The organism is Nocardiopsis akebiae (assembly GCF_018316795.1).
Lineage (GTDB): Bacteria > Actinomycetota > Actinomycetes > Streptosporangiales > Streptosporangiaceae > Nocardiopsis > Nocardiopsis dassonvillei.
Map to the genome: position 1 here is coordinate 2,565,589 of NZ_CP074132.1, position 24,484 is coordinate 2,590,072.

The window sequence follows — 24,484 nt, forward strand, 5'->3', positions numbered from 1 at the left end:
GCGGACGTCCGGAAGATCAGATGAAGCGGCCGTCCTCGTACCCGCCCTCGTAACGGTTGCGGCCGTGGCCGTGCGGGTCGTGCGGGTCGGCCGGGTACGGGCCCGGCGCCTGCGGCCCGCCGGGGTGCCGCTCCTCCTCACCGGACCGCCAGTCCGGAGCGGGCGGGAAGCCGCCGTAGCCGGGCTGCTGCGGCTGCTGGGGCTGGCCGCCGGACGGGTAGCCGCCCGGGGCGCCGGGGTAGCCGCCGGGGTCCGCGGCCGGGTAGCCGAACGGGGCCTGTTCGCCGTAGCCCGCCGGGGCGTCCCCGCGCACCTGGTCCACCGGGTAGCCGCCCGTCGGGTAACCGCCCTGCGGGTACCCGGGGGCCTCACCGGGGAACGCGGACGGGTAGGCGGGCTGGCCGACCGCCCCCGGGTCGAACGGCACCGGAGTCTCCGGGACTCCGGTGCCCGCGGCCCCGCCCGGGAAACCCGCCGAGCCGGGACCCCCGTGGACGCCCGGGGCGCCGAAGGCGCCGCCGTCCTCCTGGGCGCCCCACAGCGGGGGGTTGGGGTCCGGCTGGGCCGGGCGGCTGTGGGCGCCGGTGTCGTAGGGGGAGCGGTGGTGGGTTCCGGTGTCGTAGTCGTTGCGGTTGAAGGAGTCGGTGTCGTAGGAGGGGCGGGTGTGGTCGCCGGTGTCGTACTCGGGTCGTCCGGTGCCGGGCACGCCGTAGTCGGCGTGGCTGTGGGCGCCCGTGTCGTAGGGGGAGCGCCGGTATGCCCCGGTGTCGTAGGAGGGCCCCTGGTGCGTCCCGCTGTCGTAGGGGGAGCGGTGGTGGGTTCCGGTGTCGTAGTCGTTGCGGTTGAAGGAGTCGGTGTCGTAGGAGGGGCGGGTGTGGTCGCCGGTGTCGTACTCGGGTCGTCCGGTGCCGGGCACGCCGTAGTCGGCGTGGCTGTGGGCGCCCGTGTCGTAGGAGGAGCGCTGGTGCGCTCCGGTGTCGTAGGAGGACCTCTGGTGGGCGCCGGTGTCGTAGGCCGAACGCTGGTGGGACCCCGTGTCGTAGGCCGGGCGCTGGTGCGCGCCGGTGGTGTGGGACGTCTCAGGCCGCGGCCGGTAACCGCCGCTCAGGGGGTCGGCGGGATCGCCCGCGCCGCCCGGAGGGGTCTGACCCGTGCCCGAGCCGCCCTGTCCGCCGCCGAAGCCGAGCTCGGAGCGCTGGTGCGCGCCGGTGTCCATGCTGGACCATATCGGCGAACTCGTGCCGGTGTCCGGGGCCGGGGGCTGGAACGCCGGGTCGAGCGGATCGGCGGGGGGCGCGCTCCGCGCACCGGCGGTCCCCGGGTAGTCCGAGCGGTTCATCGACCCGCTGTCGTAGGACGAGCGGCCCTGGAACGGGTCCCCCGTCGACGGAACGGAACCGGAACCGCCGAGAGGGTCGCGTCCCGGGGAGGACCCCAGCGGGTCGGGCGTGCCGGACGAAGCACCCAGCGGGTCGTGCGCGCCGGTGCTGGAGCCCAGCGGATCGGTGGAGGAGGGCGTGTAGGAGGAACGGGGCGACCACGAACCGGTGCCCAGGGGGTCGTCCGGGGCCGGTGCGGCCGGTGCGGCGGGTTGGGAGGGCTGGGGTACGCCCTGCGGGGGCGTGGCCTCCCGCGCGGGGGGAAGCGCGGAACGCTGCGGAGCCCCCGGCGGCAGGGCGCGCTCGTCCTCGCCGACCGGTTCGGCCCCGCGCCGCCTGCGGCCCCGGCCCCGCGACGGCTCCTCCGCGTCGTCCTCCGCCGGCCGGGGGCCGCTGCCCTGGCCCAGGCTGGCCAGCACGGCCAGGTCGGCGGAGGGGTCGCCGCTCCCGCGGCCTCCCGCGGCGGGCATCACCGTGGTGGCTCCAGGGGGCCCGGACGCCTCCTCGTCCTCGTAGTCCCCGTACCCGTCGTCATAGTCGTCGTCCTCGTACTCGTGGGCGGTCACGGTGACGGCGGAGTCCCGGTCCCCGCGCCCGTCCCGCGCACCGGAGGGCCGCTGCGCCGGTCCGTCCTCGCCCAGGCTGGACCAGAAGTCGTTGTCGGACAGGGAGTCGTCATCGTCGTCCCAGTCCGCGTCGAGCTTGCGCCTGCTCCGTGGCCGCCGCTCCGCCTTGGCGCCGCCGCCGGGACGGGACCTGCGGCCGCGTCCGCGCGGCTCCTGCTCCTCGTCGTCGTCCTCGTCGAGGTCGCGGCCCCGGCCCCCGCCGCGGGCCCGCTCCCGACCGCGCCCGCGACCGCGCGGCCGCTCCTCGTCGCGGTCGTCGCCCTCGGCGTCCTCGTGCTCGTACTCGTCGTCGTAGTCGTCCTCGCGGGAGCCGGAGCTCAGCGCGCGCATGCCCAGCAGCAGGAGCACGAGCACGGCGAGCACGACGATGACGGCGATGATGATGATGACGGTGACGGTCATGGTGTACGCACTACCTTGGGGAGGTCGGCCGCGCCCGGGTCGCACCGGTGGCCGGCCGGGAGGAGGCCGGTCGAGGGGAGGCGGTGACCTCCGGGGACCGCGGTGATCCGGTGGGTCCGGCCTGCGCTCGCGGGGGGACGCAGGCGGTCCGGTGCGGTTTAGGGTCAGGGCGCCGCGCGGCGAGTGGACGAGTATCGGTCATCTGAAATGGGGCGGGGGCACAGACCCACTGTATGCGTTGTCGTGCTCCGTGTGCAGAGGGCTACGGGAGCTTCCTCCAGGAATCACCGTGGCCCCGGATCCGTCGGTTCGTCCGGGGCCGTTCCGGAGGCAGCGCCCGCGGTGAGCTACGTCACTCGCTGCGCGTGACCAGCGAACCGCGTGCGACGGCCTGGTCCGCGATCGCCTCCAGCGAGGCGCTCAGCGCCGCGCCCTCGGGCAGGTCAAGCGGGCCCCGGAGGGCGTACACGGTGAACCGGTACTCGTAGGCCTCGTCGGGCTCCGGGCAGGGCGGGTCGTAGGCGGACTCGCCGATGCTGTTCTGGCCCTGCTTGGCGTCGGCCGGAACGGTGTCCTGGCGCAGCTCGACCAGTTCGGGGTCCAAGTCGTAGACCACCCAGAACACCTGCGCCACCTGCGGGTCGTCCATCACCAGGGCGATCGACCCGGCCTCGTCGGGAAGCCCCGACCAGCTCAGCGGCGGCGAGTACGCCTGCTGTGCCTCCTCGGGGTCCTCGGCGCCGCCCGTGCCGTCCCCGCCCTCCGCGCTGGTCTCGGCCTCGCCCTCGCAGGAGTAGGCCGCGGGAAGCGGCTCGCCCTCCTGCATCAGCGGGCTCGTGACGTTGATGTCGTCGGGCATGTCGCCGTTCTGCGCGGGCGAGAGGATCCCGCAGCCCGTGGTCAGTGCCACGACGGCCCCGGCCGCCACCGCGCCGGCGCGCGTACCGGGGGACGGGCGGGCCGCACGCGGCGCACCGGTGGTCCGGGGGAAGGGGAGGGCCGGGAACAATGGGACTCCTGCTTTTCGGGCCGTGGAGGCGAACATCTCGGTGACGCGGGTGCGGCGCTCGGAGGAGACCCGGCGCCGGACCGGCGGGGAACGGGCGGCTCCGCGGGCGGGCGCCGACGACACGTTCCCCAGCGAACCCTACTGCGGTCGGGCGGGCGTTCGGTCTCCCGTCCGCGCCACTGCGCTCCCGCGCGCGACGCCGCGGCCCGCGTCCGGGGCCCGCCGGTCGCGGTCCGGCGAGAACGGGCCGGGGACGGCCCCTCACGGAGAGCGTTCGTCCGTACGATCGGTGATCATGGGTCGGTGCGGTTCTCCATCCTCGGGCCCCTGGCGGTCCACGACGCGACCGGGCGGCCCGTCGCCATCGGCGGCGCTCGCCTGCGCACGCTGCTCACCCTCCTCCTGCTCCGGCCCGGCCAGCGGGTCGCCAACGACGAGCTCACCGACGCCGTCTGGGCGGGCAGCCCGCCCGCGTCGGCGGGCAACGCCCTCCAGGCCCTGGTCTCCCGCCTGCGCCGCGCGCTGGGCGAGGGCGCGCGCATCGACGGGGACGCCTCGGGGTACCGGTTGGCGGTCGAGCCCGGACAGGTGGACCTGCCCGAGTTCGAGTCCCTGGTCAGACGGGGGCGGGCCGGGCTCGCCGCGGGCAGGGCCGCCGACGCCGCCCGAGACCTGGGCGAGGCCCTCGCCCTGTGGCGCGGACCGGCCCTTTCGGACCTGACCGCCCGCGGCCTGGCCGAGGACACGGCGCTGCGCCTGGCCGAGACCCGCCGCGCGGCCCTGGAGGACCGGCTGAGCGCCTTGGCCGACCTGGGACTGCACGCCGAGGTCCTGCCCGAGGCGGAGGCCCTGTGCCGACGCGAACCGCACCGCGAGGGCCCCCTCGCGCTCCTCGTGCGCGCGCTGGCCGCCACCGGCCGCACCGCCGACGCCCTGGCCGCCTACGAGCGCTTCCGCTCCCACCTGGCCGACGAGCTGGGCCTCGACCCCTCGCCCCAACTGCGCGACCTGCACCTGAGGCTCCTGCGCGGCGAACTCGACGCGCCCCCCTCCGCCGAGCCCTCCCCGCCTCCGACCCCGGCCCCGCCCCTGCGCCTGCCCGCCTCCCTGACCAGCTTCGTCCCGCGCGACACCGAGGTGGACACCGCCGTCGACCTGCTCACCCGCGAGCGCCTGGTCACCCTGCTGGGCCCCGGCGGCGCGGGCAAGACCCGCCTGGCGGTCGAGAGCGCCTCCGCGCTGGCCGCGCGGTCGCCCTCCCTGCTCTCCCGCGGCGGCTGGTTCGTCGAACTCGCCTCCAGGACGGGCGCGGACGTCCCCCAGGCACTGGCCTCCGCGCTGGAACTGCGCGAGCACGCCGTGCTCCAGGCGCGCTCCGCGGCCCCCGCCTCGCCCGCCGCACTCGTCCCGCTCCTGGAACGGGTGGTCTCCTTCGTCGGCGACCGCCCCGTCCTCCTCGTCCTGGACAACTGCGAGCACATCGTCGAGGAGGTCGCCCCCGCCGTGGCGACGCTGCTGGCCCGCTGCCCCGGCCTGCGGATCCTGGCCACCTCCCGCGAACCCCTGGGCGTGCCCGGCGAACAGCTCCTGACCGTCCCCTCCCTGGACATGCCGCCCGAGGGGGCCCCGGCCGACCGGGCCGCGGCCTGCTCCTCGGTCGTCCTGTTCGCCGAACGCGCCGCCGCCGTGCGCCCCGGCTTTCGCGTCACCCCCGACAACGTCGCCCACGTCGTCCGCGTCGTCCGCGAGCTGGACGGCCTGCCGCTGGCCCTGGAGTTGGCCGCCGCGCGCCTGCGCTCCATGAGCACCGCCCAGCTCGCCGACCGGCTCCGCGACCGCTTCCGGCTCCTCACCGGGGGCGCCCGGTCGGCTCTGCCGCGCCACCGCACCCTGCGCGCCGTCGTCGACTGGAGCTGGGATCTGCTCGACGAACCCGAGCGCCGCCTGCTGCGCCGCCTGTCGATCTTCGCCGGGGGAGCCACCCTGGAGGCCGTCGAACGGGTCTGCGCCGACCCCGGCACCGAGGGGGAGATCGGCGGCCACGACGCGTGGACCGTCCTGTTCGCCCTGGTCGACAAGTCCCTCGTGATCGCCGACAACCCCGACCGTGACGACACCCCGCCCCGATACCGGCAACTGGAGACCGTGCGCGCCTACGCCGCCGAACGCCTGGCGCAGAGCGGGGAGGAGGAGCGCGTGCGCGACGCGCACGCCCGCCACGTCCGCGACCTGTGGCGCTGGGCCGACCCGCTGCTGCGCGGCCCGCGCCAGGGGGAGCTGCTCGCCCGCCTGGCCGCCGAGGCCGACAACTGCGGCGCCGCCGTGCGCTGGGCCGTCGAGCGCCGGGACCGCGCGCTGGCCCTGGACCTGGTCGAGTGCACCCAGTGGTACTGGACCCTGTGCGGCTCCTGGCGCCAGCTCCACCACTGGGCCGTGGCCGTCCTGGACATGGTCGGCGACCGGGTGCCCGAGGGGCGCGCCGTGGCCTACGCCAGCTGCCTGTTGCAGCGGGCCGACACGACCACCGACCACGAGACGGTGCTGGAGCGCATACGCGAGGTCGAGGCCGTCCTGGAACAGGCGGGTCAGCGGCTGGAGGAGCACCACATGCTCGTCTACGGCCTGGTCTACAGGGCGCTGCTGGAGGGGACGACCGGAGCCGCCCACGAACGCCTCGCCGTCGCGGCCGACCAGGCCGACCCGTGGATGCGGGCCCTCGTGGGGGTGCTGCTGTCGCTGTTCGACGCGGTCAACGGGCGCACCGGGCGGTCCATGGAGCGCGCGAACGCCGCCCTGGAGCGGTTCCGCGCGTGCGGCGACACCTGGGGCGAGTGCCAGGCGCTCGTCCATGTCGTGGACCTGTACCGGTTCGAGGACCTCGACCGCTGCCGCGACCTGCTCACCCTCGGCGTGCGCAGGGCCGAGGAGGCGGGGCTGGAGGCGCTGGGCTGGATGTTCCGCGTCCGCCGGGCCCAGGTCCTCACCGACATCGGCGACCTGGATGCCGCGCGCGCGGACCTGTGGGAGCTCCTCGGCTCTGAGCGGCCCGTGGAGAGGGAGCAGATGGTGCTGCTGCGCCTGGCCGAGGGCCAGTGGCTGCGGGACGCGGGGGAGCCGGACGCGGCCCGCGCGGTCCTGGAGCGGGTCGGCGAGGACCTCAAGGGCCTGGGCGGGTTCTCGCCCGTCTACGTGGAGGCGGGCTGGCGGACCCTGTACGCCACCGTCACCTGGAGGGCCGGTGACACCGGGGAGGCCTGGGAGCAGGCCCGGCTCGCGTGGCGGCTGGCCGACCACGGCTTGGGCCCGGTGTGCGCGGAGGTCCTGGACACCTTCGCCGTGCTGGCCGTCGGAGACGACCCGCGGCGCGGCGCCTGGCTGCTGGCCTGCGCCGAGGTGCTGCGCGGCATGCCCGACACCGCCACGCCCCTGGTGGTGCGGGCCCGCGAGAGCGCGCTCCGGGAGCTGGGCGAGCGGGAGTACGGCCTCGTCCTCGCCGGGGTCCGGGACGTGAGCGCCGACCGGGTCCACGGACTCGTGGACGCCTGGCTGGCCGGGGACGCGCCCGGTGGTGCGGAGCACCCCTGACCCCTCGGCCGCGGTGCCCGCGGCGTTGCGCTCCCGGCGGGGCGTTCGCGCTCCGGCGGGGCGCGGGTGCGCGGCCCGGAGGCCGTCCCCCGCACGGAGGGGGCGCCGCCGAACGGCGCGCGGCCGCCCCGGGGTGTCCGGGGCGGCCGCGCGAGGGGGTCTCATTGGGAGCGGCTCAGGTGCGGCGCCGGTAGGCCCACACGGCCAGCGGGAAGAAGACCGCGGTGATGATCGCGGCCCACACCACGGTCCACAGCACCGGGCCGGTGGCATCGCCCGAACCCAGCATCAGGGCGCGCATGGCGTCCACGACGTGGGTGACCGGGTTGTTGGCGGCCACCACCCGCAGCCAGCTGGGCATGTCGTCGGGGCTGACGAACGCCGAGCTGCTGAAGGTCAGCGGGAACATCAGGATCATCCCGAACGCCTGCACCGCCATGGGGGTGCGCACGATCATGCCGATGAAGGCCGACATCCAGCACAGGGCGAACGCGAACAGCAGCACCAGGGCGGCCGCCACGACCACGCCCGCCACGCCCCCCTCGGGGCGGAAGCCGATGGCCAGGCCCACCACCAGCACCATCACCACGGTGATCGAGTACCGGACCAGGTCGCCGAGGATGGCGCCCGTCAGCGGGGCCGAGCGGGCGATGGGCAGCGACCGGAACCGGTCGAAGATGCCCTTCTCCACGTCCTCGCTCAGGGAGAAGCCGGTGCCCAGCGTGGCGAAGATGACCGACTGGGCGATGATGCCGGGCATCAGGAAGTCGCGGTAGGTCTGCCAGTCACCCATCATCGCCTGTCCGAAGACGAAGACGAACAGGGTCACGAACATGACCGGCTGCAACATCAGCCCGAAGACCTCTTCGGGGTTGGCCCTGATCTTCAGCACGCTGCGCGTGGCCAGTTGCAGGCCGTTGCGCACGGTGATCAGCGGACTGATCCGCTTGGGGGTGGTCGGCGCGTCCTCCGGCCGCGTCGACGGCGTCCGGGTCGTCACGGCGCTCATGCCGGTGTCCCTTCGTCAACGGCCCCCCGGGGGGCCTCCTCCTCGGCGCCGTGCCCGGTCAGGGCGAGGAAGACCTCGTCCAGGCTGGGCTTGCGCAGTGACAGCTCGGCTACGGCCACGCCCTGTTCGTCCAGGCGGCGCACCACCTCGGGCAGGACCGCCGAGTCGGTGACCGGGACGCTTGCCAGCAGCCCGTCGGAGGACACCGGGGTGCTGGTGACCGCCTCGATGATCCTGGTGGTCAGGGACAGCTGCCCGGTCTCGACGGTGCGCACCTCCAGCACCTGGTTGCCCGCCCGGCTCTTGAGCTCCTCGGGCGTGCCCTCGCTGATCACCCGGCCGTGGTCGAGCACCATGAGGTCGTCGGCCAGCTGGTCGGCCTCCTCCAGGTACTGGGTGGTGAGCAGGACGGTCACACCGTCGTCTACCAGCCCGCGCACCACGTCCCACAGCCCGTTGCGGCTGTGCGGGTCCAGGCCGGTGGTCGGCTCGTCCAGGTACAGCAGCGACGGGCGGCCGACCAGGCTCGCGGCCAGGTCCAGCCGTCGGCGCATGCCGCCCGAGTAGGTCTTGGCGGGGCGGCCGGCGGCGTCGGAGAGCTCGAAGCGCTCCATCAGCTCCGCCGAGCGCGCCCGCGCCCCGGCCCGGTCGAAGCCCAGCAGCCGGGCGATGAGCACGAGGTTCTGGGTTCCGGTCAGGTCTGCGTCGACCGCCGCGTACTGGCCGGTCAGCCCGATCAGGCGGCGCACCTCGTGGGGCTGGCGCGCCACGTCGAAGCCGCCCACCTCGGCGTGCCCCCCGTCGGGGCGCAGCAGGGTCGCCAGGATGCGCACCGTCGTGGTCTTCCCGGAGCCGTTGGGTCCCAGGACGCCCAGCACGGCCCCCGTCCTGGCCCTCAGGTCCACGCCGTCCAGGGCCCGTTTGCCCTTGAACTGCTTGACCAGGCCCTCCGCGCGGATGGCGTCAGTCATCGCTCCTCCAGATGTCAACGTCTGCTGTCAAGTCTGACCAACCGGTCTGACAGAACGCTGACAGCGCACGACGGAGAAACCCTCAGGAAACGGGCGCCTGTGTCAGCGCGTGCCGGGCGGCGGATTCGTTCCGTCTGCGGCCCGCGCGGACGCCGCCGCCGTCGCCTCCGCGGCCCGCGGCGTAGCGGGGTGAGGCCCTAGACTCGTGCGCGTGATGGACACCCCCGCAACCCCCGGCCCCCAGGAGCCGCCGCGAACGCCCGGACCCGAGGCGCCCGTGCGGCTGCGCCCGCCGCTGCGCCGCGTGAGCGGCCGGGCGATCGGTGTGTGGACCCTGCGCCTGCTGTTCGCCAGCGTGTTCCTCCTGCTCCTGCTGTCGGCGGTCGCCTGGGCGGTCTCGTCGCTGGGCTGGACGTGGATCCCGCCGTGGGCGCGGGACAACGCCTGGCTGCTGCCGGGGGTCTACGCGCTCTACGCCCTGGTCGAGATCGCCGTCGTCCCCTCGTGGAGGTACCGGGTGCACCGTTGGGAGGTGGCGGGGGACGTCATCTACACCCGGGCGGGCTGGGTCAGCCGCTCCTGGCAGCTGGTCCCGGTCAACCGCCTGCAGACGGTCGACCACACGCAGGGGTGGCTGGAGCGCCTGTTCGGCGTGGCGACGCTGGAGGTGCAGACCGCCTCCTACGCCGGTTCGTCCACGATCGAGGGGCTGGACGCCGAGGAGGCGCGACTGCTGAGCGAGGAACTGGCCGTGCGCGCCGGCACGCTGCGGGACGACGCGACCTGATGGACGGACACGCCGGACACCACGGCCCGCCGGACCCGGCCGACCCCGACGACCGGGGCGGCTGGGTCGCCCCCGGAAGCGGTCCCGCGTCCTCGGGCCGGGGCACGGGGGAGACCGCCGACCGACCCCCGGCCGCCGACCCCCGGCCGCCCTGGAGCCCTGACGCCCACGCGCCGCGTGACCCCGGGCCCGGAGCGCCCCGGAACCCCGGTGTTCACACGCCCCCCGACTCCGGCGCGCACGCGTTCCAGGACCCCGGCGCCGAGGCGCCTCGGGAGCCGGGGCCGGAACCTTCGGACGGCCCCCGCGACTGGTGGGGCGGGCAGGACGGCGGGGGCGCGGAGGCCTTCGGCGCCGAGCGCGCCCGCCGCCTCAGCCCCCGCAGCGTGGTCGTGGGCCCCATCAACCAGCTCAGGGGCCTCCTGGTGCCGATCGCCGCCGGGCTGGTGCTAGGCGGGTTCAACGCCTGGGTGCTCGCCGCCACGGGAGCGACCGTCGTGGCACTGCTCGTCGGCGGGATCGTCACCTGGCGCACCACCCGCTACGAGGTCGCCGGGGACCGACTGGAGATCCGCCGGGGCCTGCTCCGCCGCTCCCAGCGCACGATTCCGCTGGAGCGGGTGCGCGGCGTGGACGTCACCAGCACCCTGCTGCACCGGCTGCTGGGCGTGGCCGTGGTCCGCGTCGAGGCCGCCGCGGGCTCCGCGGGCGCCACCGAGGACGGCAAGCTCGACGCCGTCTCGGCGGGCGAGGCCGACCGCCTGCGCCGGGTGCTGCTGCACCGCAGGGCGGTGCTCACCGGTCACGGGGCCGGGGCCGCCGCCTCACCCGCCGTGCCGGGCGGGCCCGGCACGCGGGAGGGCGTCCCGGAACCCGGGGAGGCGCCCGGGCCCTCCGTGGAGGACGACACCGTCACCCACTTCGCCATGCCCCGCTCGTGGTACCTGTACGGGACGCTGAGCCTGGGGTACCTGCTCACCCCGTTCGCGGTCCTGGCCACCCTGTTCGGGATGGTCCAGCAGACCGCCGGGGAACTGGCCACCGACTACGCCGTGGACTGGGTGACCACGTCCGACCACAGCCTGATCCTGCTGTCCGCGGCCCTCTTCGCCGGCGTGCTGGTGCTGCTGATGCCGGTGTTCGCCGTGGTCTCCTACGCGCTCACGCACTGGGGCTTCACCCTGAGGGAGCGCGACGGCTCCCTGGTCGCCGAGCGGGGGCTGCTCACCCGGCGCAGCGTGACGCTGGAGAAGCGCCGCATCCGCGGGTACGAGCTACTGGACAACCCCCTCGAACGCCTGCGCGGAGCGGTGCGCCTGCGCGCCATCGTCACCGGACTGGGCGACACCGCCAACCGCGCGGTGCTGCTGCCGATCGGGCCCCGCGCGGTGGTCGATGACGTCGTGGACCGCGCGCTGGCCCGGTACCGGGGCGGCCTCGACCGGCATCCGCGCGCCGCGCTCCATCGTCGTCTGACCCGCTCTTCGGGGCCGTTCGTGCTGATCCTGGCGGTCGCCCTGGCCGTGGACGCGGCGTGGCTGGCCTGGGCGGCCGCGGCATTGGCGGTGCTGGGCGTGCCCCTGGGCGTGGACCGGTACCGCTCCCTGGGCCACGGCCACGACGGCGAACGGGTGAGCGTGCGCTCGGGGTCGCTGCGCCGCTCCCAGGCGACGGTGGAGCACTCGGCGGTGATCGGCTGGTCCTGGACCCAGACCCTCTTCCAGCGCCCCTCCTCGCTGGCCGACCTCCAGGTCACGGTCGGCGCGGGCGCGGGCGGCTACACCGCGCAGGACGCCTCGTTCGACGAGTCGGTGGCCTTCGCCGCCCGGGTCACCCCCGAGATGGTGCGCCCCTTCCTGGTCGGCCCGCAGGGGGCCGGGCCGGAGGCCGGGTCCGCGCGGCGGGACCCGCGCGGACCGGAGCACACGTGAGGGAGGGGTCGGCCGCACCGTGCGTCCGACCCCTCCCCGCGGGTGCGGGTGCGCCCTACTCGTCCTTCTTGGACCCGAACATGATCTCGTCCCAGGACGGGACCGAGGCGCGTCGGCCGCGTCCCTTGCGCTTGGCCGCGGAAGGGCCGCTGTTGGCGGCGGCCGGGACCGCGGCGGCGGGCGGCTGCTCGGCGGCGCGGCGCGGGACGCCGTTGTCGTTGAGGTCGATGGTGGCGCGGCGGCGGCGCGGGGCCGGACGCTGCTGGGCGGGGCCCTCCGCGGCGGGCGGGGCGGCCTCGGGCTCGACCGGCCCGCCGGGCCGGGCCTCCAGCCAGTCCGCACGCCGTTCGGGGCGGCGCCGCTCCTCGAACCCGGGCTCGTCGTAGGCGGCCGGTTCGGTCCGACGTTCGGGGCGGTGGCGCTCCCGTGCGGGGGACTCGTCGCGGGCGGCGGTCTCGGGCCGGCGCCCGGACTCGGACCAGTGTTCGCTCCGCTGCCGCCGCTCGGGCTCGGAGCCGCGCTCGTAGGCGGGCCAGCGCTCGGGCTCGGTGCGCGCGGCGGGCTGTTCCCTGCGCGGACGCTCGTACCGCTCCGCCTGCGGCTCCGGGTACTGGTCCCACTCCAGTGGCCGGCGCCCGGCGGGCCGCTCGCGCTCGACGGGACGCTCCGGGGCGCGCTCGCGCTCGACGGGACGGCGCTCGGCGGGGTGGCGCTCGGCGGCGGCCGGACGCGCGGGCGGCGCCGGGCGCTGCTGCTCGTCCCGGTGCGCGGCGGAGGAAGGGCGCAGGGGCGCGGGGCGTTCGCGTTCGGATGACGGCTGGGACTCGGACCGGAGCAGGTCCGGGGAGGTCTCGGTGCGGCGCGGCGCGAAGGGCGTCACGGTCGCCCCGGGAGAGGTCGCGGGTTCGGGGTCGGGTGAGGAGAACCGGGCGGCCTCCTCGTCGGCGGGGGCCACGCTGTTGTGTCTGGGCTCGTACAGCCAGTGGGCGACGCGCTCCTCGCCGCCGTGCAGGAACACGAGCTTGAGCTGCCAGGACCGGTCCTCGCGCTTCCACGAGTCCCACGCCGCGTCACCGGTCTCCAACTGGTGCGCGCCGATCCGCTTGGTGACCAACTCCTCCAGGGAGGGGCCCGGGGCGGCGTCGCCGTGCGCGCGCACGCTGGCGCGCTGGGCCTGCTGGGCGATGTACTCGCGTTCCTGGAGGACGGGGCCCTCGAACCAGCGGACCCGCTCGATGGGGATACCGGAGATCTCGGAGATGGCCTCCGCGGTCTCGCCGGACCGGATACGGGCCTGGATTTCCTTGGGGCGCAACGGATTCTCCACTTCGATCTCGTACTGGCCGAGCCGGGAGAACTGGCCGCGTACTGCGGCGCGGAGGCGGTCGTCGACGGGCAGCGTGAAACGGGTTCCACGGCCGGCGCTGGCGAGCACCAGGTAGGTGCCGTCCTCGCTCACGGCCACGAGGCGAAGCTCGTGCATCGCCCTCCCTTTCGCGTCCCGTCGAGGGCAGGTCCCGCGACCCGCCCCCGCGTTCTCCAAGTCTGGTCGGCCGACAACTGTTCGGCCAGTACCGCGCCCGGCATGTCCGAACTGTGTGCCCGCCTCCCGATCCGCGGCTGCCGCCGCGGTTGGGAGCCGCCCCGGGGGTACCCGGGGCCCTCACGGTCGCTTCGGTGCCAATCTTGGCACGCTGACCCTTCCGCGACCGGGAGCGATCGCGGGGGAATGTCGCCGATCCCGCACGAGGGCTCAGCCGTGATGGTATCCCGCGTCCCCCGAATCCCCCCAGGTCTGGGAAAAACTCCGATCCCGGACCGTTCCACGGGTACGCGGACCCTCCGGGACGCAACTCGACACGCCGATGTGTGCCAGAGGGTGATGCTTCTTATTTCATGGCGTTATCGGAAACCTGTCGCCCTTAGCCTGAGTTATCAAGCTATGGGCGAAATGTGAAGTTCGGGGTCTGTGGGGTTGTATGCCCCACCACACGCCCATCCCGCGCTGACAGTCCCGTCGCGCCCGCGCGCGGCCGACGAAGACGAAGGGGGGACGACCGGATGGGTCGGACCGCACACCACGACGACCAGGAAGAAGGGGAGGAGGGCGCCAAGGGCAAGAAGTTCGACCTGAGCGTCTCCCAGGTCGCCGGTGCCGGAGCCGCGACACTGGCCGCGGCCACCGCGGCCTCCTACCTCAACGTGTACGGCACGGTCGTCGGCGCCGCCGGGATGGCCGCGCTCAGCACGCTCGTCAGCCCGCTGTTGCAGCACTGGTTCTCGCGCGGGGGCGAGCAGGCCAGGCAGCTGGCCGGGCGGGCCTCCGGTCCCCGGGGCGCCACGGCGGTGCCGGACGCCCCGGGGGCTCCGGTGGCGCCGCCGCCCGAGGGCATCTCCGAGACCGCCCTGCTGCGCCAGGTCTCCGGAACCGGGACCGCGCCCCCGTCCCGGGGCGGGGAGGACGCCGACGCCACCCGCACCACGGCCCTGCCCGCGTTGGACGGCCGGACCCCGGCCGACCCCGGCGCCACCGCGCGGATGCCCGCCGTCGGCCCGTGGCCCGCGGACGCGGACGACCCCGGTGACCACGTCGGCGCCTATGGCGGAACCGGCGACCGCGAGGGCGGTCGGCGGCGCGGCTGGCGCTCCCTGGTCGTCCCGGCCACCGCGGTCTTCGTCCTGGTCATGCTGGTCATCCTGGTGTTCGAGCTGTTCACCGGCCGCTCGCTGACCTCCTGGACCCAGGGCTCGCAGGAGCCCAGCGCGCCCACGCTGTTCGGCGGCACCGCCTCCGCGCCCCCGGCCCAGGAGGAGGAGCCCGAGGCACCCGAGACCGGAGGCGACGCCCCCGACCCCTCGCTCGGGGAGCAGGAGCAGGGCCCGGGCACCGGTCAGCCGACCGAGCCCGCCCCCGAGACAGGAGAGCCCGAGGACGACGGGACCGGCGACGGCGGCGGCACGGAACAGGAGGGCCCCGACGGCACCGGCGGGACCACCGAGCCCACCGAACCGCCGGAGGGCGACGGCGGGGCCCAGGACCCGGGCGGCCAGACGCCCGGACCCGGGACCGGCGGGCAGGGCGGTGAGGAGGCCGTCCCCGCGCCCCCGCCCGCCGTGCCGCAGACCGGCTGAGCGCGCACGGCGGCGGCCGGGCCCCCAGCCGTCGAGGACGGCCGGGTCCAGCCGCCGCAGGCGCTCGGGGCCGGCCAGCACGCCGATGGCGGCGATCCTGCCGCCCGTGACGGTGAACCCCATGACGGACACCGCCCGCCCCCGCACGACCACGAGCACCCCGGCCGCCCCGTTGACCAGCACGGACCGGACGAACGGTGACAGGTCCCCGCGTGTGACGGCCTGACCGGCCGCGGCCCGCGCGCCGGTGACCACCCGGGTGTGCCCGGTGCGCGCGGCGCCCCCGTCCGAGCGCGGCACGACGTCGGCGTCCGGCACGCTCGTCAGTCCCACGGTGTCGGCCAGCACCGCCCCCGCTCGGGGCCGCCGTCCTCCTCGGGGGCTGACGACGGGGTCGGGCACGCGCGCGTCGAGGGGGCCTCGCGCCTCCGCTCCCGCGGGCGCGGCGTGTTCAGGCACACCCGCGCCACCACGGTGGTCAGCCACCCGGCGAGGTCGTCGATCTCCTCGGAGCGGCGTCACGGGCGCGACCCCGCAGGCGCGGCCCGTGTGACCGCCTCCGGGCGGGGCGCGGGGCCCCGCCCGGAAGCCGGTGCCGCCACCGGCCGGCGCGGACGCGGGGCCCGGACCGGCCGTGCGACTACTCCAGCACCCGCTCCAGGTAGGCGTTGCCGAACCGGCGCCCGGGGTCCACGCGGTCCCGCACCTCCAGGGCCCGGCCCAGCATCGGGTAGACGCCCTCCAGGTAGGAGCGGCCGCGGGTGTGCACCTTGCCCCAGTGGGGGCGCCCGCCCACGGAGGTGAACAGCGCCTCCAGGTCGGCGAAGTAGGCGTCGTAGGGGGTGCCCTGGTACATGTGCACCGCCACGTAGGCGGTGTCGCGCCCGTAGGCGGTGGAGAGCCACACGTCGTCGGCCGGGGCGAAGCGCACCTCCACCGGGAAGCTCACCCGGTGGCCGCCCCGGTCCACGATCGACCCGGCCTCGCGCAGCACGTCGGCCAGGTGCTCCGCGGGGACCGCGTACTCCATCTCCACGAACCGCACGTCGCGCACCGAGGCGAACACCCGGTACGAGGCGTCGGTGTAGCTGCGCGCCGTCAGCGCGCGCGAGCTGACCCGGTTCACCGCGGGCACCGCGCGGGGGAAGCGGCGGCACACCCGGTTGACGCCCTCGAAGAGCGTGTTGGACAGGAAATCGTCGTCCAGCCAGGCGCGGAAGGGCGAGAGCGGCCGAGCCGGACCCGCGCTGATGTTGTTGCGCTTGGTGTTGGTGTTGCCGGTGTGCGGAAACCAGTAGAACTCGAAGTGGTCGTTGCCGGCGCGCAGCTCCGGCAGCCGCTCCAGCACTTCCTCCAACCGCATCGGCTCCTCGCGCGCGTGCAGCAGGAAGGCCGGGCGCACCGCCATGGTCAGCGCGGTGACCACGCCGAACGCGCCCAGGCCCACCCTGGCCGCCTGGAACAGCTCCGGCTCCCGCCCGGCAGAGCACTCCACCACCGAACCGTCGGCGAGCACCATCTCCATTCCGACCACCTGCGCGGCCAGCCCGCCCGCGTCCCGGCCGGTGCCGTGGGTGCCGGTCTGCACCGCGCCCGCCACGGTCTGCACGGCGATGTCGCCCATGTTGGCCAGGGCCGCCCCGTGCCCGGCCAGCACGTCGTTGAAGTCGCACAGGGGCAGGCCCGCCTCGACGGTGGCCGTGCCCGCGGCCGGGTCGACCGAGCGCACCCGGGTCAGGGAGGTGGGGGAGAGGAGGAGGCCGTCGGTGACGGCCACGTCGGTGAAGGAGTGACCCGTGCCGACCATGCGGACGCGCAGCTCCTCCGCGGCGGCCGAGGAGACCGCCGCGGCGACCTCCGCGGTGCTCCCCGGAGCCGCCGTGCGCCTGGGCCGGGCCCGGTGGGTACCCGCCCATGTGTTCCACGTCACATCTGTCATGCGGCGACATTACCGACCGGTCACCCGCCCGGCCAGAGCCGAACGCCCCCGGACGGCGTGCCCGGGGGAGGGGAAGCCAAGACCACAGGACACGCATCCGGGGGGTCGCGCGAGCCGGTCCGGCGAAGCTGGTTTCATAAGAGCTGTGAGCTACTACGACGCGTTTTTGCTGATCTCCTTCGGCGGCCCGGAGGGGGAGGACGAGGTCATCCCGTTCCTGGAGAACGTCACCCGGGGCCGCAACATCCCCCGTGAGCGCCTCGCCGAGGTCGGCGAGCACTACTTCCTCTTCGGCGGTGTCAGTCCGATCAACCAGCAGTGCCGCGACCTGCTCGCCGCGGTCACCGCCGACTTCGCCGCCAACGGGATCGACCTGCCCGTCTACTGGGGCAACCGGTTCTGGGCGCCGATGCTCACCGACACCCTCGCCCGGATGAAGGAGGACGGCGTGCGCCGCATCCTGGCGCTGCCCACCTCCGCGTACTGCAACTGGTCCAGCCGCACCGCCTACGAGGAGGACATCGCCCGAGCCCGCGCCGCGCTGGGCGATGACGCCCCCGAGGTGGACCTCATCCGGCCCTTCTACGACCACCCGGGGTTCGTCGAACCGCTGGTCGAGCACACCCGCGCCGCCCTGGACGCCCTGCCCGACGAGCAGCGCGAGGGCGCGCGCCTGCTCTTCTCCGCGCACTCCATCCCCACGACGATGGCCGAGACCAGCGGCGGCCCCGGACAGGCCTTCGGCCCCGAGGGGGCCTACGGCGCCCAGTTGGCCGAGGTGGCGCGCCTGGTGGTCGGGCGGCTCGACCGCGACTACCCGTACGAGGTCGTCTACCAGAGCCGCAGCGGCCCGCCCAGCCAGCCCTGGCTGGAGCCCGACGTCAACGACCGCATGGAGGAGCTGGCCGCCGAGGGCGTGCCCGCCGTGGTCGTGGTCCCGCACGGCTTCGTCTCCGACCACATGGAGGTCAAGTTCGACCTCGACGTGGAGGCCCGCGACACCGCCAAGAAGCTCGGCATCGGCTACGAGCGCGCGCTCAGCCCCGGCACGCACCCCGCGTTCGTGTCCATGGTGACCGACCTGGTCCGCGAGTACGCCGAACGGGCCGGGCCCCGGCGCCTGAGCTCGCTCGCGCGCTGCACCAACTGCACGTGCCCGGCCTGAGCCGCTGAACCGCGCGGCCGCCGGCGCGGGTCGGCGCGGGGCCGTCCACAGGTCCGCGAAAGGGCTTGGTGCGACGGCCCCGGGCGGGTCATCCTGGAGTGGCGTGCCTCCCGCGGTCCCCCCCCGCGGGATCCGCGACCCGACCCGACCCGCCGTCCCGGACGTGTGGGAAGGTGAGTAAACGCTGCTGACACCGCCCGCGGGAGGGCGGGGGACCACAGTCGCCCCACGGCCCGCTCGACGGTGTCCGCCCCGACCCCACGTCGACGTTCAGGGAGTATGTGTCTTGGTCCGTTCCTGGTATGAACTGCCGGAGTACGTCCGACTTCGCCGCGTCAACGGACTGCGCCTCTCACCGGACGGAACCCGTCTGGTCGCGTCCGTCAGCGGCCTCGCCCCCGACGCCAAGTCCTTCCGCAGCGCCCTGTGGGAGATCGACACCGCCCCCGAGTCCGAGGGCGGGCGCGCCCCCAGACGCCTCACCCGTTCGGCCAAGGGCGAGAGCGGCGTCGGCTTCCTCCCCGACGGCTCGGTCCTGTTCACCACCGGCCGCCCCGACCCCGAGGCCGAGGCCGACGCCAAGGCCCGCACCGCCCTGTGGCTCCTGCCCGCCGACGGCGGCGAGGCCCGCCAGGTCGCCTCCCGGCCCGGCGGCATCGGCTCCTTCGCGGTCGCCCGCGACTCCGGCCTGGTCGCCCTCACCTCCGACACCCTCCCCCGCAGCGAGGACGAGGAGTCCGACAGGGAGGCGCGCAAGGCCCGCGAGGAGGCCGGGGTCACCGCCATCCTGCACGAGGCGCTGCCCGTGCGCTCCTGGGACAGCGACATCGGTCCCGGACACCCCCGCTACCTGGTCGCCGAACCGCCCGCGGACGAGGACTCCCGGCTGGGCGACCCGCGCGACCTGACCCCCGACGCCGGGATGGCGCTCCTGGGGGCGATCGGCGACCTCACCCCCGACGGCACCACCCTGGTCACCGAGTGGCAGGTCCCCGTCGGCCGCGGCGCCCGGCGCCGCGACGTCGTCGCCATCGACACCGCCACGGGACAGCGCCGCACCCTCGCCACCGACCCCGACCACGACTTCGACAACCCGCTCGTCTCCCCCGACGGCCGCCACGTCCTGCTCGTGCGCAGCTCCCAGGGCGACTACGACGGCGAACCCCGGGACGAGACCGCCTGGCTGGTCGACCTGGCCACCGGACAGGGCCGCGATTTGCTCGCCGACCACGAGCTGTGGCCACGCGAACTCGCCTGGGCCGCCGACTCCGGCGCCGTCTTCCTCGTCGCAGACCACGGCGGCCGCCGACCCGTCTTCCGGATCGACCTGGCCAGCGGCGCGCTCACCCGCATCACCGGCGACCACGGCGCCTACAGCAACCTCAACCCGTCCCCCGACGGCCGCCACGTCTACGCCCTGCGCGACGCCTGGGACGCACCGCCCGCGCCCGTACGCCTGGCCGCCGACGCCGCCGACGGCCGGCCCGTGCGCCTGCGCACCCCCGGCTCCGAGCTGACCATGCCCGGCACCCTCACCGAGATCGAGGCCACCGCCGACGACGGCACGGTGATCCGCTCCTGGCTGGTGCTGCCCGAGGAGGCCTCGGCCGACTCGCCCGCCCCGCTCATGCTCTGGGTCCACGGCGGTCCCTACATGAGCTTCAACGGCTGGTCCTGGCGCTGGAACCCGTGGCTGCTCGCCGCGCGCGGCTACGCCGTCCTGCTGCCCGACCCCGCCCTGTCCACCGGCTACGGCCAGGACATGCTCCGCCGCGCCTGGGGACAGTGGGGGCCGCGCACCTTCGCCGACGTCATGGCCGTCACCGACGCCGCCGAGGCGCGCGAGGACATCGACGCCGAGCGCACCGCCATGATGGGCGGCTCCTTCGGCGGCTACATGGCCAACTGGATCGCCGGGCACACCGACCGGTTCAGGGCCATCGTCTCCCACGCCTCCCTGTGGGGCCTGGACGGCTTCAACGGCACCACCGACTACCCGCCGGTGTGGGAGCGCGAGTTCGGCACCCCGCTGGAGCGCCCCGAGCGCTACGCCCTCAACTCCCCGCACCTGCACGCGGACCGCATCCGCACTCCGATGCTCGTCATCCACGGCGACAAGGACTACCGGGTGCCCATCTCCGAGGGCCTGCGCCTGTGGCGCGACCTGCTGCTGCACGAGGTGGACGCCAAGTTCCTGTACTTCCCGGACGAGAACCACTGGATCCTCACCCCCGGGAACGCCCGGATCTGGTACGAGACGATCTTCGCCTTCCTCGACCACCACGTGCACGGCAAGGAGTGGAGCAGGCCCGAACTGCTCTGATCCGCCCAAGACCGGCCGGGGCCGCGACCGCGGCCCCGGCCGGACCCGCGTCCGGGACGCACCCCGGCGCGCGACACCACGCCACGGAGGACAGCCAGTGAGTACCACCCACGCCGCACCCGACCGCGAGAGCCTGCGCGACCTCGCCGTGAGCGTGGCCGCGGAGGCGGGAGAGCTCGCCGCCAAGGGGCAGGCGGGCATCACCGTGCTCGACACCAAGTCCAGCCCCACCGACGTCGTCACCGAGATGGACCGGGCCACCGAGGAGCTCGTCCGCACCCGTCTGCTCGCCGCGCGCCCCGACGACGCCTTCCTGGGGGAGGAGGGCGGCGGCGAGGGCGGAACCAGCGGTGTGCGCTGGGTCGTGGACCCCATCGACGGCACCGTCAACTACCTGTACGGCCGGTCCGACTGGGCCGTGTCCGTCGCCGCGGAGGTCGACGGCGTGGTGGTGGCCGCCGCCGTGAACGTCCCCCGGCTCGGTGAGTCCTACGAGGCGGTGCTCGGCGGCGGCGCGCGCCTGAACGGCCGTGTCCTGGAGGCCCCGCCCGCCGTGCCGCTGGAGCAGGCGCTGGTGGCCACCGGCTTCGGGTACTTCCCCGAGCGCCGCGTCCAGCAGGCCAGGGTCCTGTTGGAGGTGGTCCCGCGCATCCGCGACATCCGCCGCGGCGGGTCGGCCGCGGTGGACCTGACCGGGCTCGCCGTGGGCCGATGCAACGCCTACTACGAGCGCGGCCTCCACCCCTGGGACTGGTGCGCCCCGGGCCTGGTGGCGAGCGAGGCGGGCCTGCGACTGGGAGGAGCGCGCTCGGGGCCGCCCGGCAACGACCTGGTCATCGCCGCCCGCCCCGGGCTCTACGAGGCCCTGGAGGACCTCCTGGCCCCGCTGGGCGCCGACACCGACGGCTGACTGGGCCCGGTCCCCGTGGCGCCCGGCGGGGCCCCGGGTTCCCCGGAACACACGAGGGGCGCGGCGGGCCGTGTGCCCACCGCGCCCCTCAGTGCTTCTCGTGCTTCTCAGGCGCAGGTGTCGACGCCGTTGCGAGCCGCGATGCGGTACAGGTCCTCAAGCTCCGACGCATGCGTGTCGGCGAGGAATTCGTCTCCGGCGGCCTGAGCAGCCTGGAACGACCGGTAGGTCTCGTTGATACGGACCTTGATCTCCGCGAGGAACTCGCCCATTGCACCTCTTCCAGGGGTAAGCGCCGGGGCACGACCGTGCTCCGGCGCGGAATCCGTTGGCGCACGCCACGGCGTGCGCACGGTCGAAGTGTCACGTCCCTGTGACATGCGTGCGCGTCGCGGTCCGGCCGGGGCCGGTGTCCACGCGTGCGTCCTCCTCCTGTACCCCCGCCGCACCTTCGCCCAAACCACCGGAAACCGGTGTGATGCTTTCGTGATCCACCGCGGTCGCCCCCCGCCCACGGGAGGCCGGTGCCGCCGCGCCGGACCGGGGAGGCGCGCCGGGGGCCCGGAGCCGGACCCCTGGGCGCGCATTACACCATGTGTCGGACAAGGGTGTCCCATGACACATTTTCCCGGGAGGGCTGGTGCTTACTTGTTTCTTATTCTTGATGTGTCAGATTTGAGATGTGCGGGGTTAAGTCGCTGCCGGCGGTTGGGGGATTCGCCGGCGGCGGCTCCCCGCGCCCAGGGGAGCGTGAAGCTCCCGGCCCAGCGCCCGCGTTCACGCGGGGCGAGGAAAGCGGGCGGTTCGCGAAACCGCCCCGACGGGTTTACCGTCTCCTTACCCCGACTGTGAAAGAACGGATGACGCGGCCGGGACCAAGAACGCCGCTGCCGGTGTGTTGGGGGATGCGCCGGCAGCGGCCCCCTTTCTTTGCGGACCAACGCTCGAGAAGGACAACGTGCGCGTACTCGTGGTCGAAGACGAACGGGTCCTGGCCGACACAGTGGCGGTCGGACTGCGGCGCGAGGCGATGGCCGTGGACGTGGTCTACGACGGCGACGCCGCCCTGGAGTACACCGCGGTCAACGACTACGACGTCGTCGTGCTGGACCGAGACCTGCCGGGCACCCACGGCGACGACGTGGCCCGCGCCCTGGTCCAGGAGAGCTACAACGGCCGCATCCTGATGCTCACCGCCTCCGACGGCGTCCAGGACAAGGTCGAGGGCCTCACCATCGGCGCCGACGACTACCTGGCCAAGCCCTTTGCCTTCGCCGAGCTCATCGCCCGGGTCCACGCCCTCGGCCGCCGCTCGGCGCCCCCGCTGCCCCCGGTCCTGGAGCGCCACGGCATCACGCTCGACCCGGCCAACCACCGCGTCCACCGCGACGGCCGCGAGGTCACCCTCACCCCCAAGGAGTTCGCCGTCCTCCAGGTGCTCATGCGCGCCCAGGGGACCGTGGTCAGCGCCGAGGGGCTGCTGGAGAAGGCCTGGGACGAGAACGCCGACCCCTTCACCAACGTCGTCCGCGTCACCGTCATGACCCTGCGCAAGAAGCTCGGCGACCCGCCCGTCATCCAGACCGTCCCCGGCGCCGGGTACCGGCTGTGAGACCGGCGGAGCGGACCGAACCGGGACAGGTCGAGCCCACCCGCCCCGGCGACACCGGTACGTGGCGACGCCTCAACACCCTCACGCCCGAGGGCGGGGGGGCCGAGCGCTCCGCGGCCGCCGCCCGTGTGCACCACTTCACCGACAACCTCAGCCTGCGCGCGCGGCTCACCCTCATCTACGGGATGCTGTTCTTCGCCGCGGGCTCCGTGCTGGTCCTGGTCAACTACCTGATCGTCGCGGTCCTGCTCAACGCGCTCCTGGTCGAGCAGAGCTTCGCCGAGCTGCGGGCGCACAGGGACCTCATCGAGCAGGTGCTCACGCACGTCACCCGGTTCTCGCTGCTCGCGCTGTTCCTGGTCGGCCTGCTCGCGGTCGCCCTGGGCTACGCGGTGGCCGGAAGGGCGCTGTCCCCGCTCCAGAAGATCACCCGCATCGCCCGCCGCCTGTCGGAGCGCTCCCTGCACGAACGCATCGCCCTGTCCGGGCCCGACGACGAGATCCGCGAGCTGGCCGACACCTTCGACGGCATGCTGGAGCGCCTGGACCGCGCCTTCGACGGCCAGCGCCGCTTCGTCGCCAACGCCTCGCACGAGCTGCGCACGCCGCTGGCGATCAACCGCACCCTGCTGGAGGTGGCGCTCAGCGCCCCCGACGTCTCGGCCGACCTCAAGAGCGTCGGACAGACCCTGCTGGAGACCAACGCCCGCCACGAACGCCTCATCGAGGGGCTGCTCCTGCTCGCCAAGAGCGACCGCGAGCTGGAGGTCCGCGCCAAGGTCGACCTGGGCGAGGTGGCCGGGACGGTGCTCAGCCAGCTCAGCGCGACGGTGGCCGACTCCGGCCTGAGCCTGCGCCAGGACCTGCGCCCCGCGACGGTGGTGGGCGACCCCGTGCTGCTGGAGCGGCTCGTGGGCAACCTGGTGGAGAACGCCCTCAAGTACAACGTCGAGGAGGGCGAGATCACCGTGCGCAGCGGCATGTACGAGGGCACTCCCGCGGTCCAGGTGGAGAACTCCGGCAAGGTCATCCCCGCCTACGAGATCGAGGGCCTGTTCGAGCCGTTCCGCCGCGGCTCCGGCGACCGGGTCGGCTCGGGCCGCAGCGCGGGGCTGGGCCTGTCCATCGTCCGGTCCGTGGTGCGCGCTCACGAGGGCGCGGTGACCGCCTGGCCGCGCGCCGGGGGAGGACTGGTCGTCACCGTCCGCCTTCCCCCTCCTCCGGGAGAGGGCGCGGAGCGGCGCTGAAACCGCTCACCGGGCCAAGCTGCGTTTGGCCGGTCTTCGTGGTATCTATACGTGTCCGATGACACGCCGACCCGTGTCACGGGTGCCGACCCCGGGTGGGTATGCTTCCCCGGGCGTGGACACGGAGGGAATCCCTCCTGACGTGGGCATGTCCTGCTTTTCGTCCGCCCTTGGGGGAGTGTCCCGCGCTTTGTCCGGAGTGGGCGAAAACGGATTTTCCAGGTCTACGAGGCAGCCGACGTTGGGTAGTACACAGGGGTACGGCCCCGGCGCAGCCACACGTGGCCGCCTTCGGTCACGAGGCGGCGAAAGTGCTGCTGACCTGTGGACAGTGGCCCGGGAGGGGACACGGTCCGCCGACGTCGGGAAAACTCATCGGCCGAACCGGGCACAACCAAGGTCTCTCAAGCGTTACACCCGCGCGACGAGGCACTGAACGAGGGGGATGGGAGTTAGC

At 74.6% G+C, this 24,484-nt stretch carries 16 protein-coding genes; 9 read left to right on the forward strand and 7 right to left on the reverse strand.

The features are described 5' to 3' along the window. Window positions 1-16: 16 nt before the first annotated feature. Entirely contained in the window at window positions 17-2,407 is a 2,391-nt protein-coding gene (locus tag KGD83_RS11105; protein ID WP_212643694.1) for a hypothetical protein, read from the reverse strand. Window positions 2,408-2,759: 352 nt separating this feature from the next. Next, window positions 2,760-3,416 carry a YbhB/YbcL family Raf kinase inhibitor-like protein gene (locus KGD83_RS11110; protein WP_212643695.1) on the reverse strand — a complete coding sequence of 219 codons (657 nt, stop codon included), beginning with the start codon at window positions 3,414-3,416 and terminating at the stop codon, window positions 2,760-2,762. A gap of 303 nt (window positions 3,417-3,719) precedes the next feature. Here KGD83_RS11110 and KGD83_RS11115 point away from each other — a divergent pair, with 303 nt between their 5' ends. Continuing rightward, a complete protein-coding gene (locus KGD83_RS11115) occupies window positions 3,720-7,001 on the forward strand; it encodes an AfsR/SARP family transcriptional regulator (protein ID WP_212643696.1) in 3,282 nt (1,093 codons plus the stop codon). Between the two features lie 175 nt (window positions 7,002-7,176). Here the strand turns inward: KGD83_RS11115 and KGD83_RS11120 are convergent, their stop codons facing one another. Together KGD83_RS11120 and KGD83_RS11125 are read right to left on the reverse strand one after the other, a co-directional pair. Next, window positions 7,177-8,010: an ABC transporter permease gene (locus KGD83_RS11120; RefSeq protein WP_212643697.1), complete on the reverse strand. Its 834-nt coding sequence runs from the start codon at window positions 8,008-8,010 to the stop codon at window positions 7,177-7,179. Beyond that, window positions 8,007-8,981, reverse strand: coding sequence for an ATP-binding cassette domain-containing protein (locus KGD83_RS11125; RefSeq protein WP_212643698.1), 975 nt, complete (start codon window positions 8,979-8,981; stop codon window positions 8,007-8,009). Before KGD83_RS11125 ends, KGD83_RS11120 begins: the two co-directional genes overlap by 4 nt. 214 nt (window positions 8,982-9,195) lie before the next feature. Between KGD83_RS11125 and KGD83_RS11130 the strand changes: the two genes are divergently transcribed. After that, complete coding sequence (locus KGD83_RS11130) at window positions 9,196-9,768, forward strand: PH domain-containing protein (protein WP_394358105.1); 573 nt, start codon at window positions 9,196-9,198, stop codon at window positions 9,766-9,768. Continuing rightward, on the forward strand, window positions 9,768-11,699 hold the full coding sequence (locus KGD83_RS11135; RefSeq protein ID WP_212643700.1) for a PH domain-containing protein: 1,932 nt from the start codon (window positions 9,768-9,770) through the stop codon (window positions 11,697-11,699). Before KGD83_RS11130 ends, KGD83_RS11135 begins: the two co-directional genes overlap by 1 nt. 55 nt (window positions 11,700-11,754) lie before the next feature. Here KGD83_RS11135 and sepH read toward each other — a convergent pair whose 3' ends face one another. Next, window positions 11,755-13,182, reverse strand: coding sequence for a septation protein SepH (sepH, locus tag KGD83_RS11140; protein WP_212643701.1), 1,428 nt, complete (start codon window positions 13,180-13,182; stop codon window positions 11,755-11,757). A gap of 578 nt (window positions 13,183-13,760) precedes the next feature. Between sepH and KGD83_RS11145 the strand changes: the two genes are divergently transcribed. Beyond that, window positions 13,761-14,831: a hypothetical protein gene (locus tag KGD83_RS11145; protein WP_212643702.1), complete on the forward strand. Its 1,071-nt coding sequence runs from the start codon at window positions 13,761-13,763 to the stop codon at window positions 14,829-14,831. A gap of 640 nt (window positions 14,832-15,471) precedes the next feature. On the opposite strand, the gene KGD83_RS11150 is transcribed toward KGD83_RS11145, so the two are convergent. Further along, a complete protein-coding gene (locus tag KGD83_RS11150) occupies window positions 15,472-16,770 on the reverse strand; it encodes a D-arabinono-1,4-lactone oxidase (RefSeq protein ID WP_212643703.1) in 1,299 nt (432 codons plus the stop codon). Between the two features lie 145 nt (window positions 16,771-16,915). On the opposite strand from KGD83_RS11150, the gene KGD83_RS11155 reads away from it, so the two are divergent. The 3 genes from KGD83_RS11155 (at window position 16,916) to KGD83_RS11165 (ending at window position 21,168) form a co-directional block, all read left to right on the forward strand. Further along, window positions 16,916-17,935: a ferrochelatase gene (locus tag KGD83_RS11155; protein ID WP_249352272.1), complete on the forward strand. Its 1,020-nt coding sequence runs from the start codon at window positions 16,916-16,918 to the stop codon at window positions 17,933-17,935. A gap of 286 nt (window positions 17,936-18,221) precedes the next feature. Further along, window positions 18,222-20,258: a S9 family peptidase gene (locus KGD83_RS11160; RefSeq protein ID WP_212643704.1), complete on the forward strand. Its 2,037-nt coding sequence runs from the start codon at window positions 18,222-18,224 to the stop codon at window positions 20,256-20,258. Window positions 20,259-20,355: 97 nt separating this feature from the next. Beyond that, complete coding sequence (locus KGD83_RS11165; protein ID WP_212643705.1) at window positions 20,356-21,168, forward strand: inositol monophosphatase family protein; 813 nt, start codon at window positions 20,356-20,358, stop codon at window positions 21,166-21,168. A 107-nt stretch (window positions 21,169-21,275) separates the two neighbouring features. Here KGD83_RS11165 and KGD83_RS11170 read toward each other — a convergent pair whose 3' ends face one another. Beyond that, the gene (locus KGD83_RS11170) at window positions 21,276-21,440 is read right to left on the reverse strand and encodes a hypothetical protein (protein ID WP_200904074.1); all 165 of its coding nucleotides are present in this window, start codon (window positions 21,438-21,440) and stop codon (window positions 21,276-21,278) included. Window positions 21,441-22,126: 686 nt separating this feature from the next. On the opposite strand from KGD83_RS11170, the gene KGD83_RS11175 reads away from it, so the two are divergent. Both KGD83_RS11175 and KGD83_RS11180 read left to right on the forward strand, forming a co-directional pair. Next, window positions 22,127-22,780 (forward strand): response regulator transcription factor, encoded by a 654-nt coding sequence (locus KGD83_RS11175; RefSeq protein WP_026338173.1) that lies wholly within the window; start codon window positions 22,127-22,129, stop codon window positions 22,778-22,780. Next, window positions 22,777-24,027 carry a sensor histidine kinase gene (locus KGD83_RS11180; RefSeq protein WP_212643706.1) on the forward strand — a complete coding sequence of 417 codons (1,251 nt, stop codon included), beginning with the start codon at window positions 22,777-22,779 and terminating at the stop codon, window positions 24,025-24,027. The genes KGD83_RS11175 and KGD83_RS11180 overlap by 4 nt, the downstream gene beginning before the upstream one ends. Window positions 24,028-24,484 lie beyond the last annotated feature (457 nt).

Bases quoted from the DNA above. Each gene is read 5' to 3' on its own strand.
- KGD83_RS11150 (WP_212643703.1), bottom strand. From the start codon at position 16,770: ATGACAGATGTGACGTGGAACACATGGGCGGGTACCCACCGGGCCCGG.
- sepH (WP_212643701.1), bottom strand. From the start codon at position 13,182: ATGCACGAGCTTCGCCTCGTGGCCGTGAGCGAGGACGGCACCTACCTG.
- KGD83_RS11120 (WP_212643697.1), bottom strand. From the start codon at position 8,010: ATGAGCGCCGTGACGACCCGGACGCCGTCGACGCGGCCGGAGGACGCG.
- KGD83_RS11145 (WP_212643702.1), top strand. From the start codon at position 13,761: ATGGGTCGGACCGCACACCACGACGACCAGGAAGAAGGGGAGGAGGGC.
- KGD83_RS11130 (WP_394358105.1), top strand. From the start codon at position 9,196: ATGGACACCCCCGCAACCCCCGGCCCCCAGGAGCCGCCGCGAACGCCC.
- KGD83_RS11125 (WP_212643698.1), bottom strand. From the start codon at position 8,981: ATGACTGACGCCATCCGCGCGGAGGGCCTGGTCAAGCAGTTCAAGGGC.
- KGD83_RS11135 (WP_212643700.1), top strand. From the start codon at position 9,768: ATGGACGGACACGCCGGACACCACGGCCCGCCGGACCCGGCCGACCCC.
- KGD83_RS11170 (WP_200904074.1), bottom strand. From the start codon at position 21,440: ATGGGCGAGTTCCTCGCGGAGATCAAGGTCCGTATCAACGAGACCTAC.
- KGD83_RS11105 (WP_212643694.1), bottom strand. From the start codon at position 2,407: ATGACCGTCACCGTCATCATCATCATCGCCGTCATCGTCGTGCTCGCC.